Origin of the sequence: Pseudomonas lactucae (assembly GCF_016937615.1) — a bacterium.
GTDB classification, from domain to species: Bacteria; Pseudomonadota; Gammaproteobacteria; order Pseudomonadales; family Pseudomonadaceae; genus Aquipseudomonas; species Aquipseudomonas lactucae.
Genome location: NZ_JAFHKI010000089.1, coordinates 1 through 11,752, shown reverse-complemented (window position 1 = coordinate 11,752; position 11,752 = coordinate 1). Strand labels below are relative to the sequence as shown.

8 protein-coding genes and 1 pseudogene are annotated in these 11,752 nt (G+C 60.3%); 1 reads left to right on the top strand and 8 read right to left on the bottom strand.

Translation table 11 applies throughout. The features are described 5' to 3' along the window. Window positions 1-109 precede the first annotated feature (109 nt). Both ctaD and coxB read right to left on the bottom strand, forming a co-directional pair. Window positions 110-1,699: a cytochrome c oxidase subunit I gene (gene ctaD / locus JWR98_RS16975; RefSeq protein WP_078735371.1), complete on the bottom strand. Its 1,590-nt coding sequence runs from the start codon at window positions 1,697-1,699 to the stop codon at window positions 110-112. 58 nt (window positions 1,700-1,757) lie between these two features. Continuing rightward, window positions 1,758-2,884: pseudogene (gene coxB / locus JWR98_RS16970) on the bottom strand (cytochrome c oxidase subunit II). A 367-nt stretch (window positions 2,885-3,251) separates the two neighbouring features. Here coxB and JWR98_RS16965 point away from each other — a divergent pair. After that, a complete protein-coding gene (locus JWR98_RS16965; RefSeq protein WP_205490612.1) occupies window positions 3,252-3,899 on the top strand; it encodes a hypothetical protein in 648 nt (215 codons plus the stop codon). A gap of 64 nt (window positions 3,900-3,963) precedes the next feature. On the opposite strand, the gene JWR98_RS16960 is transcribed toward JWR98_RS16965, so the two are convergent. The 6 genes from JWR98_RS16960 to JWR98_RS16935 form a co-directional block, all read right to left on the bottom strand. Continuing rightward, on the bottom strand, window positions 3,964-5,511 hold the full coding sequence (locus JWR98_RS16960) for a SulP family inorganic anion transporter (RefSeq protein ID WP_078735368.1): 1,548 nt from the start codon (window positions 5,509-5,511) through the stop codon (window positions 3,964-3,966). 85 nt (window positions 5,512-5,596) lie between these two features. Then, window positions 5,597-6,328: a carbonic anhydrase gene (locus tag JWR98_RS16955; RefSeq protein ID WP_078735367.1), complete on the bottom strand. Its 732-nt coding sequence runs from the start codon at window positions 6,326-6,328 to the stop codon at window positions 5,597-5,599. A 227-nt stretch (window positions 6,329-6,555) separates the two neighbouring features. Further along, window positions 6,556-7,614 (bottom strand): PA0069 family radical SAM protein, encoded by a 1,059-nt coding sequence (locus JWR98_RS16950; RefSeq protein WP_205490611.1) that lies wholly within the window; start codon window positions 7,612-7,614, stop codon window positions 6,556-6,558. Between the two features lie 70 nt (window positions 7,615-7,684). Next, a complete protein-coding gene (locus JWR98_RS16945; RefSeq protein ID WP_205490610.1) occupies window positions 7,685-8,983 on the bottom strand; it encodes a cytochrome c in 1,299 nt (432 codons plus the stop codon). 12 nt (window positions 8,984-8,995) lie between these two features. Beyond that, window positions 8,996-10,780: a GMC oxidoreductase gene (locus tag JWR98_RS16940; RefSeq protein WP_205490607.1), complete on the bottom strand. Its 1,785-nt coding sequence runs from the start codon at window positions 10,778-10,780 to the stop codon at window positions 8,996-8,998. A gap of 2 nt (window positions 10,781-10,782) precedes the next feature. Further along, a complete protein-coding gene (locus JWR98_RS16935; protein ID WP_205490605.1) occupies window positions 10,783-11,535 on the bottom strand; it encodes a gluconate 2-dehydrogenase subunit 3 family protein in 753 nt (250 codons plus the stop codon). Window positions 11,536-11,752: the final 217 nt, after the last annotated feature.

Below are 11,752 nucleotides of genomic sequence, written 5' to 3'. Positions count from 1 at the left end.
GGCTTGCTCCCGATCGCGGTGTGCCAGTCGACATCATCATTGGCTGTGAGATAGCCATCGGGGGCAAGCCCCCTCCCACACTGACCGCGCTCGCGACACAGAACGGTGCTCATTTGACCTCCGGTGGCGTGGTAAAGGTGTGATACGGCGCCGGCGACGGGATGCTCCACTCCAGGCCTTCGGCGCCATCCCACGGCTTGGCCGGTGCCGGCGCGCCGCCACGGATGCACTTGATCACAATGAACAAAAAGAAGATCTGCGTGGCGCCAAACATGAACGCCCCAATCGACGACACCATGTTGAAATCGGCGAACTGCAGGTTGTAATCCGGCACTCGTCGCGGCATACCGGCCAGCCCGACGAAGTGCATGGGAAAGAACGCCATGTTCATGCCCACGAAGGACAGCCAGAAGTGCAGCTTGCCTAGGGTTTCGTCGTACATGTGGCCGGTCCATTTCGGCAGCCAGTAGTAGGCCGAGGCGAAGATCCCGAAAATCGCGCCAGGCACCAGTACGTAATGGAAGTGCGCCACCACAAAATAGGTGTCGTGGTACTGGAAATCCGCAGGGGCGATCGCCAGCATCAGCCCGGAGAACCCGCCGATGGTGAACAGAATCACGAAGGCTACCGCGAACAGCATCGGCGTCTCGAACGTCAGCGAGCCCTGCCACATGGTGCTGACCCAGTTGAACACCTTGACCCCCGTGGGCACGGCGATCAGCAGCGTGGCGTACATGAAGAACAACTCGCCCACCAGTGGGATGCCGACCACGAACATGTGGTGCGCCCACACGATAAACGACAGGAACGCGATGCTCGCCGTGGCATAGACCATCGAGGTGTAGCCGAACAGCGGCTTGCGCGAGAAGGTCGGGATGATCGAGCTGACGGCGCCGAAGGCCGGCAGGATCATGATGTACACCTCGGGGTGGCCGAAGAACCAGAACACGTGCTGGAACAACACCGGGTCACCACCACCGGCCGCACTGAAGAAGCTGGTACCGAAGTGGATATCCATGAGCATCATGGTCACGCAACCGGCCAGCACCGGCATCACCGCAATCAGCAGGAACGCGGTAATCAACCAGGTCCACACGAACAGCGGCATTTTCATCAAGGTCATGCCGGGGGCGCGCAGGTTGAGGATGGTGGCGACCACATTGATCGCGCCCATGATCGAGCTGATGCCCATCAGGTGAATGGCGAAGATGAAGAACGTCACGCTTTCCGGCGCATACGTGGTGGAAAGCGGGGCGTAGAAGGTCCAGCCGAAGTTCGGTCCGCCGCCCGGCGTGAACAGCGTCGAGACCAGCAGCAGGAACGCCGCTGGCAGCAGCCAGAAGCTGAAGTTGTTCATGCGCGGCAGGGCCATGTCGGGCGCGCCGATCATCAACGGGATCATCCAGTTGGCCAGGCCGACGAAGGCCGGCATCACCGCGCCGAACACCATGATCAGGCCGTGCATGGTGGTCATCTGGTTGAAGAACGCCGGCTCGACGATCTGCAGGCCGGGCTGGAACAACTCGGCACGGATCACCATGGCGAACGAACCACCCAGCAGGAACATCGCGAAGGCGAACCACAGGTACATCGTGCCAATGTCTTTGTGGTTGGTGGTCAGCACCCAGCGCATCAAACCCTTGGCGGGACCGTGGGCATGGTCACTGGCGTGGCCATGGTCATCGATTACAGCGCTCATGGCCGTTCTCCTGCAAACGAATGGGCGGGGCGGGTCGAGGCAATCGCAATGAAGTGCGTCATTTGCTTTCCGCCTGCTTGATGGCCAGCACGTCTTTAGGCGTGACCATGTCGCCTTTGTTGTTGCCCCAGGCGTTGCGCTCGTAGGTCACTACGGCGGCGATATCCACTTCCGAGAGTTGCTTGCCGAATGCGGCCATGGCGGTGCCGGGCTTGCCGTGGTAGACGATGCTCAGGTGATCGGCGGCAGGCCCGGTGGCGATTTTCGAGCCCTTGAGCGCCGGGAACATCGGCGGCAGGCCCTGGCCTTCGGCCTGGTGACAGGCCACGCACGTTGTGTGATAAACCTTGTCGCCACGGGCCACCAGTTCTTCGCGCGTCCACTCTTTGGAAGTCAGCTCCTTGAGCTTGGCGGCGTCTTCCTTGCGCTGGCCGAGCCAGGTGTCGTAGTCGCCTTGGACTTGACCTCGACCACGATGGGCATGAAGCCGTGGTCCTTGCCGCATAGCTCCGCACACTGGCCACGGTAGATGCCAGGCTTCTCGATACGGGTCCAGGCCTCGTTGACGAACCCGGGGATGGCGTCGCGCTTGACCGCAAAGGCCGGCACCCACCACGAGTGGATCACGTCAGCGGCGGTGACCAGGAAACGCACCTTGGCACCCACCGGCAACACCAGCGGCTGATCGACTTCCAGCAGGTAGTGTTCGCCTTTAGTGGCCTGGTTATGGATTTGCTCGGCAGGCGTGGCCAGGTTGCTGAAGAACTCAACGTCCTGGCCCAGGTATTTGTAATGCCACTTCCATTGGTAGCCAGTGACCTGAATATCAATATCCGACTCACTGCTGTCGTAGATGTTGATCAGGGTCCTGGTCGCCGGAATAGCCATCGCAACGAGGATCAGCAGGGGCACGACCGTCCAGAGGATTTCCACGGTGGTGCTCTCGTGGAACTTGGCCGCCACCTGGCCGGTGGAGCGCCGGTGCACCATCATCGACCAGAACATGGCGCCAAACACGATGATGCCGATCACCACACATATCCAGAAAATGGTCATGTGCAGGTCGAACACAGCGTGACTGACTTCTGTCGCCCCTGGCGCCATATTCGTTGTCCAGGCGGCATGTGCCTGGCCGAATACCGACCACAACAGGAGGCCCATCCAAACCTGTGGATGTCGCGTCATTGCGGGTTCCCCTTATCGTTCTTGTTATCCCGCCGGTTTGCACCTGCGTCGAAGGGAGCGGCTTCCATACTGCTTACAACCGCTTAGCCTCGCCTGCTCATGCAGTCTGGCGTCATCAGCAAATTGCCTACAAATCCGAGTATAGACAGGGTGGGCAACCCCGCAATGTGTAGGGGCAAATGAGCGAAAATGATCGATAAACCCCAATAAAACCGGGGTGCGGAATCGTTTTTCCGACGAACGATGGCAATTCGATATAACACCCGCGCATAACCATGAAATAATTATGACAAATGCGTCTTAGGCGCTCGTATAAACGAGCTACCTTGTCTTCTCCTTCTTCCTACACCGCATCACTGGAGCGTCCATGAACACCGCCGCATTGCGCGAGCAGATTTCCCGTGCCCATCAACACGAAGCCAAAACGGGCCAGCTTGCCCTGCAACTTGAAACACAATTGCCGCACCTGCATGCAGCCATTTCCCTGGCTGAGGGTGATCGCAACGTGGTCATGGCCCGCTTTGTCACCGCCTACATCGACCTCGTCCCGGAGTTGCTCGATGCTGCCAATGACGTGGCTCGCGAAGCCGGGATCGAAAGCCAGATCAAGCCGGTGCTGAAAATTGCCGAGCATTTCTTTCTGCAGCCTCCGGCGATCCTGGCAGGCCACGAAGGCCTGGACAGTCTGTTGGACGAGGCCTATCTGGCCCATCGTCTGGTGGAAGAAGTAAACGATGTGTATATCAAGCATTTCGGCCAGCCGTTGATTCCGGCGGATACCACCGTGGCCAACGTGATAGCCCATCAGTTGATCGGTGAAGATTTCGCCAATCAGTTGGACGAAGCTGTGCATCTGGCGGTGGATGAGATGCTTAACGACGAGAGTTTTGCGCTGGAGTCGGTGGAAGCGTATCGCGAGCAACTGAAAAGTCCGAACACCGAGGCCGCCTGGAAGCGCTGGCCGTGCCTGTCGCGGCAGTTGGGGGTTGAGCTGGCGCTGGATCAACCGGCTTAAATCTTGCGCCGTACGCAGGTCAAATGTGGGAGGGGGCTTGCTCCCACATTTTGATCCAGTTCCGTCAGCCGATTGATGGCGCCGAGCCGATCCCCGTCGTCGTGCGAATCCGGCCCTCGAGCCGGCGCTTCAACCCACGCGCCTCAATCACCAGCTTAGAACCCTTCGCCGCATTGGCCCGCCCCCATTCCTCCAGCAACTCGAGGCAGGAATGGTCGATGTAACTCAGGTTATTGAGCGGTACATGCACCGTGGCACCCGCAGGTACCGTCGACAGCACCTGGGTCAACGCCGGCACTTTGAGGAAGGTCGCGGCACCGGTCAAACGCAGCTCCATCTCGCCCTCCTGAGGCAAGTCGATCAGGCTGACTTTCAGCCGTGACGCCTTGAACGCCAGCTTGACCAACGTGAGGCCAAAGCCCACCAGCACACCCGTCAGCAGGTCGGTAAAGATGATCGCCAGCGCCGTCGCCGCATAGGTAAACATCGGCATCCGGCCGTAGCGCCCCAGGGCTTTGAACGCCTTGACGTCGACCAGCTTGATCCCGGTGTACACCAGCACGCCCGCCAGGCTCGCCACCGGAATGCTTTGCAGCACACTGGACAGCAGCAACACGAAGCCCAACAGCCACAGGCCATGGAACATCGCCGACAAGCGCGTGGTCGCGCCAGCCTGGACATTGGCCGAGCTGCGCACGATGACGCCGGTCATCGGCAAGGCGCCGACCAGGCCGCAGAGCATGTTGCCGACACCCTGGGCGGACAATTCCTTATCGAAATCCGAGCGCTGGCCGCTGTGCATACGGTCGACAGCCGCTGCAGAGAGCAGAGTTTCGGCACTGGCGATGAACGCCACGGCGAATGCGGCGATCAGCAGCTGCGGGTCGGCGAGGTTGAGCAAATCGCTGGGGCGTAGCCAGTCGATGGCATCGGCAAGGTTTTCCGGCACGTTCACACGCTTGACCTGCAATGCCAGTACCAGACTGGCGACCGTCGCCAGGCCAACGCCCAGCAAGGCGCCCGGCACGAACCGCAGCCGCTGCGGGCGGAATTTATCCCACAGGTACATCACCAGCATCGTCGCCAAACCCAGCAGGCCCGCTTGCCAGCCGAGCCCGCCGCCGAAGGCCGGAACAGCTTCGGCCAATGCCGCCGGGAAGCCGGTCAGGTTATCCAGTCCTGAAGGCTTGGGCGCGCCGTCGAGCATCACATGCACCTGCGACAGCACAATCAACACGCCGATGCCCGCCAGCATGCCGTACACCACCGCCGGCGCCGTCACGCGGAACCAGCAGCCCAGGCGCAACCGCCCGGCCACCAGTTGCAGAAAGCCTGCCAGTAACAGGATGGGCCCGAGCATCTGCATGCCGTGCTGACGCACCAGTTCGAACACCAGCACGGCCAGACCCGCTGCCGGGCCACTGACTTGCAGCGGCGAACCGGCCAACCAGCCCACCACCAGGCCACCGATAATACCGGTGATCAGGCCCTTGGCCGGCGGCATGCCGGACGCAATTGCGATCCCCATGCACAAGGGCAGGGCGACCAGAAAAACAACCACCGAGGCGAGCAGCTCCCGTGGCAATACAGCTTTCAATTGAGCAGCACGCATGATGACTCTCCCGAGGCATTCGCCAGGCGCGGTAAAGCCTGGCTGCGTCCATGGCAGCCACCGCATTACCCGGCAGGGAAGTGTTTTAGAAGCGCGCTTTAGGCGTCGCTGACGGAATCGGCTCGGTGCCGTTCAGCGGTCGGAACGCCGCCTTGTCTGCATCGTAGGCCCGGATTTCGCTGGTCTCGATGTTGTAGATCCAACCATGAATAAACAAATGACCATTGGCCATGCGCGAAGCCACGGAAGGGTGGGTGCGCAAATGTTGCAACTGGGCGATGACGTTTTCTTCGGTCAGCACCTTCATGCTCTCGCCTTCGTTGGCGCAGTCGCAGTTGTCGTGGACCATGGCCTTGGCGACCTCGGCATGCCGCAACCAAGCTTTGACCGTTGGCATTTTTTCCAGGCTGTCGGGGTTGAGTACCGCGCGCATGGCGCCGCAATCGGAGTGTCCGCAGACGATGATGTGCTGCACCCCCAGGGCGAGCACCGCGTACTCGATGGCTGTGGAAACGCCGCCGTTCATCTGGCCATAAGGCGGCACTACATTGCCGACGTTACGGGTCACGAACAGGTCGCCAGGCGAGCTCTGGGTGATCAGTTCGGGCACGATGCGCGAGTCGGCGCAAGTAATGAACATCGCCCGCGGGCTCTGGGCCGTGGCGAGTTTCTTGAAGAGTTCTTCCTGCTGAGGGAAGACGTCGTGATGGAAATGCAAAAAGCCGTCAACGATATGTCGCAGCGCTGCATCGGCAGTTTCCGCCACCTGAGGGGCTGAAGCCGACGCAGCCAACGGCTGTTTATCCTTGTCACTCATGATTCATCCTCTTGATTAATGCAGGGGGAGCGCTCAGGACAGTTCGACGCTCGGCCAGTGGAATAGTTTTAAACGCCAAAGACCCAGATGCCGACTCATCAGTCACTCGCTGAACAAGGTAACCGTCGAAACTTAACTCAAACTGAATGAACCGCTCTAGGTCGCGGGTTTCAGTGATATCAAAACGCGACTATTCCTACAAAGCCAGTGCATACGGCCTGATCAGTCTACAACAATGCCATCTGCCTGCCGGGTGGGCAGAACGCTGTGCAATCCAAGTTGAAGCCTTCACGGCGATTGAGCCCCAGGCGTCTGATCGCCTTGCTGAAACGCTGGGCCAGCAGATCGGCGAACGGCCCCTCGCCGCGCATGCGCACGCCGAAACGGCTGTCATACACCTCGCCACCGCGCACCTGCCGCACCAGGCTCATTACATGGGCCGCACGCTGCGGGTAATGCGCCGCCAGCCACTCCTCGAACAACGGCGCCACTTCGAGCGGCAGGCGCAGCATCATGTAGGCCGCGCTTTGCGCACCGGCGGCATGGGCTTCAGTCAGCAGGCTTTCCAGCTCACTGTCGTTGATCATCGGAATCATCGGCGAACACAGTACTCCCACCGGAACCCCCGCCTCACGCATCACCCGAATCGCCCGCAACCTTGCCTTGGGCGCCGCCGTACGTGGCTCCAGGATGCGCTTGAGCTCATCGTCCAGGCTGGTAAGGCTGATCATCACTGCCACCAGCCGCTGCCGCGCCAGTTCGGTGAGCAGGTCGAGGTCGCGCAGGATCAGCGAGCCCTTGGTGATGATGGTTACCGGGTGTCGGTAGCGCAGCAGCACTTCGAGGGTTTGCCGGGTGATCCTGTATTCACGCTCGATAGGCTGGTACGGATCGGTGTTGGAACCCAGGTTGATTGGCGCGCATATGTAGCCGGGCTTGGACAGTTGTTGCTCCAGCACGTCGGCGGCATTGCTCTTGGCGATCAGTTTGGTTTCGAAGTCCAGCCCCGGCGACATGTCCCAATAGGCATGGCTGGGTCGCGCATAGCAGTAGATACAGCCATGCTCGCAGCCGCGATAAGGGTTGATCGAGCGATCGAACGGCAGATCCGGCGAATTGTTGCGGGTGATGATGGTCTTGGCCGTTTCGATGCGCACTTCGGTGCCCTGGGTCGGCGGGACTTCCTGGTACCAGCCGTCGTCCTCGGCCACGCTGACCGTGGGCGCAAAGCGGTTGTGCAGGTTAGTGGCCGTGCCCCGGCCACGGGGCGGCAGCGAAGTAGACATAAAAGCGCCTCAATACTGTTTTTATATACAGTATCGAGGCGCAAGGCTTCTGACCAGTGCCGTTTGGCGGTCAGTGCGTTTGGGTGACCTGGCCCAAGTCATCGCCCGAGGTGCTGCGCATATCGTTCTTGCGCAGATCAGCCACCTCGCTCGCCGTGACAGGCGCCCCCTTGTTGCCCCAGCTACCACGAATGAAACTGACCACATCCGCCACTTCCTGGTCCGACAGACGCCAGGCGAACGCCGGCATGGTGAACGTGGAAGGCGCCGTGTGGGTGGCCGGCAATGTGCCGCCGTTCAACACGATGTGGATCAATGCGGTGGCATCCGCCGTCTGCAACACCGGGTTGCCCGCCAGTGCCGGGAAAACACGCGTGTAGCCATGGCCGTCGGTGCGATGGCAGGCCGCGCAGTTGTCGATATACACCGACGCGCCCGGCTTGCTGTCATCACCTTTCCACAGCGCCTCAGCCACCTGTTTATCGTACTGATGCGGTTGATCCGTGGGATCCACAGCAGGCAGGCTCTTGAGGTAACGGGCGATAGCGGTCAGGTCCTCTTGCGACATGTACTGCATGCTGTGGACCACCACATCGCTCATCCCACCAAACACCGCGCTGCGATCACTGCGACCGGTCTTGAGAAATTGCACCAGCTGTTCTTCGCTCCAACTGCCGAGGCCATCCTTATGGTCGCCGCGCAGGTTTTTGGCGATCCAGCCTTCCAGCGGTGCACTGCCGGACAGGAACGCACTGCCGTCCGTGCCATTCAGGGCTTTTTCCTGCATGGTCAGTGCGCGCGGTGTGTGGCACGCGCCGCAATGGCCCAACCCTTCCACCAGGTAAGCGCCACGGCTGATCACCGGGTCAGCCCCTGCCTGCGCCTGGTAATCCGCCACCTCAGGGGCAAACATCCAGCGCCACGCCGCCAACGGCCAACGCATGCTCAGGGGCCAAGGGATATCGCTGTCCTTGTTCGCCTGGGCAACCGGTTCCACGCCCTTCATGAAGTACGCATACAACGCCTGCATATCGCTTTCGCTGACGCGCGCATAAGACGGGTAGGGCATTGCCGGGTAAAGCGTACTACCGCTCTTGGCGACGCCATGGCGCACGGCCTTGTCGAAGTCCTCGAAGCTGTAGTCGCCCAGACCGGTCTTGTCCGGGGTGACGTTGGTGGAGTAAATCACGCCGATCGGAGTTTCCATCGGCAGCCCGCCAGCAAAGGGTTTGCCGCCCTTGGCGGTGTGGCACGCCACGCAGTCACCCGCGCGGGCCAGGTATTCGCCCTGCTTGATCAGGTCGGTTTCGGCCGCGCTTATCGAGCAGCTGCTGAGCAGTGCAAGCGTCGCGACAACAAATACTTTCATAGTCATCGCTCCTTATGCCTGAACCAATGGGCCGGGATTTTTCAGGTACTGCTCGCGAATCGCCCGCGCCGACCAGTAGGTCAGCGCGGCCACCAGGCCGGTAGGGTTGTAGCCCAGCCCCTGTGGGAAAGCGGACGCACCTGGGACAAACACGTTGTGCACATCCCAGCTCTGCAGGTAGCGGTTCAACGCGCTGGTTTTCGGATCGGTCCCCATGATCGCGCCACCGTTGAGGTGGGTAGTCTGGTACGAAGCGGTGTTGAAGTGCTCACCGACCTTTTTGCCAAGCAAAGCAATCGCCTTGGGGTTCATCGCCTGTGCAACCTTGCCCATTTTCTCGACCATGAAGCGGTTCATCTTGATGTCGTTTTCTTGCCAGTCGAACGTCATACGCAGCAACGGCAGGCCGTAGGCATCGCGATACACCGGGTCCAAATCCAGGTAGTTACCCCGGTAGGATTGATGGGCACCGTGGGCATCCATCGATACCTGATGGGTGTAGTAATCGGCGGTGGCGCGCTTCCACGCACTGCCCCAGGCTGGAGTGCCGGGCGGATTGGACGTGCCGGCGATAGGCCGGCTGCCAGCCTGGTTGACCCACATCGGCGAACCGCCCACGAAGCCATGAGGGCCGTGGTCGAAGTTATCCGCGTTGAAATCATCGAAAGCCACGCCATTGCCGCCGGCGCCGATGAAGTTGTTGGTGTGGGTGTCCTTGTCGAAGAACGCCTTGATGGTCGCCATATTCTGGTAGGCGAAGTTCCTGCCCACCACGCCCTCATTGGTGATCGGGTCGTACGGCTTGCCGATGCCCGACAGCAGCATGAGGCGCACATTGTGGAACTGGAACGCGCCAAGGATCACCAGGTCTGCCGGTTGTTCGATCTCGCGCCCCTGGGCGTCGATATAGGTGACGCCGGTGGCTTTTTTCCCGATGCTGTCGAGGTTGACCTTAAGCACGTGTGAATTGGGCCTCAGCTCGAAGTTGGGCACCTGACGCAACGCTGGCAGGATGTTCACGTTCGGCGACGCTTTGGAATACATGTAGCAAACATAGCCACTGCAAAAACCGCAAAAGTTGCACGGCCCCATCTGTGCGCCGTAGGGGTTGGTGTACGGCCCCGAGGTATTGGCCGACGGCAGGTTGTAGGGCTTGTAACCCACCTCGGTGGCGGCTTTCTGAAACAGCTGTGCGGAGACGGTGTTTTTCTGCGCTTGTAACGGGAATGGGTTGGAACGGTCCGGCGCGTAAGGGTTGCCCCCACGACCTTCACCTACCAGTTGTCCCTTTACCGTCCAGGCCTGGCCGGAGGTGCCAAAGACTTTTTCTGCGTAGTCGAAGAACGGCTCCAGCTCTTCATAGCTGACACCGAAGTCTTGGATCGTCATGTCCTTGGGAATGAAGTGTTTCCCGTAGCGTTCTTCGTAATGGCTGCGCATGCGCAGCTCCATGGGATCAACGCGAAAATGCACGCCCGACCAATGCAGGCCAGCACCACCGACGCCATTGCCCGGCAGGAACGCGCCAAGCTGACGGTTGGGCAGGGCGACGTCATTCACGCTATGGCGAATGGTCACGGTCTCTTTGGAAATGTCCTGGAAGAGTTTCTTGCGCACGCTGTAGGTCAATTCGTCGATGACCTGCGGATAGTTGCCGTCCGGGTAAGTGTCCTGCATCGGGCCGCGCTCCAGCGCCAGCACGTTGAGGCCCGCTTCCGTCAGCTCCTTGGCCATGATCGCGCCGGTCCAGCCGAAGCCTACGATCACCGCATCGACTTTCTTCATGATGGTCGCCACATTTATGCCCTCTCGCCGCGGATGGAAACAGCCGGGAAAGGGTATTGCTCGTTGCGTTCCACCCAATCCATAAAGTCGGCGCGGGCGCCGGGGAAGCCGATCAGGGTCCAGCCGACCATGCCTCTATTGCCGCCGTGGATCGGGTCGCAGAAGAACCCTTCCTTGGTGTTTTGCAGCAACAGGTTGAAGAACATCTTCGGCGGCACCGCTTCGAAATGCGCAGCCAGTTCGCTGCCGCCCGCCTCCAGGCGGCGCAACATATCGTCTCGGGTAGCGCTGTCTTGCGCCGCAAAAGATTTACCGTTGAACGCTTTCGACCAAGCATCCGCAGCAGCAATGCCCAGGCGGTAGATCTCTTTGGGCACCAATTTGCTCTGCCAGCCCATCTCCGGCGCGGCGTCGGCGTTGAACGGGCCTTGCATGAACCACAGCGCCCCCCTGGCGTATGGCGTGTTCATCTGGCGGTCGATGTATTCCGGTGCGCCGGCTTCCAGGGCGCCAGGGCCTTGCTCATCGGCGGGGATCAGGCGCTCGACGGCAGCGTTGATAAACGCCCATTCTTCAGCAGTGAAATAAGTAGGCTCGTAGGCCTTTTCGCTGGCCACAGGCTTGGCAACCGCCGCCTGCGCAGGTTCAGGCGTTGCCATCAGTATCGAACCGCCAAGGCCGCTACTGGCAACCGTGACCACCGGAATCAAGGTCAAGGATTTGCGCAGAAAGTCACGCCGGGGGTTGTCTTGATCTTGATCAGACATGGGGCACCTCATCATGTGGTCACGGGTTGACAGCGGCTTCTAGGGAGCGGCTTGTCTTTTTGTGTTGCGAACTGCAATCAACGGTTACAAATGATAGCAGGCTAAGCATTGGGAAATGATTTCAACGCGCAAAAAAGTGGGAGGGGGCTTGCTTCCGATAGCGGTGGGTCAGCTCATGGATAGAGTGACTGACACTGCGCTATCGGGAGCAAACCCC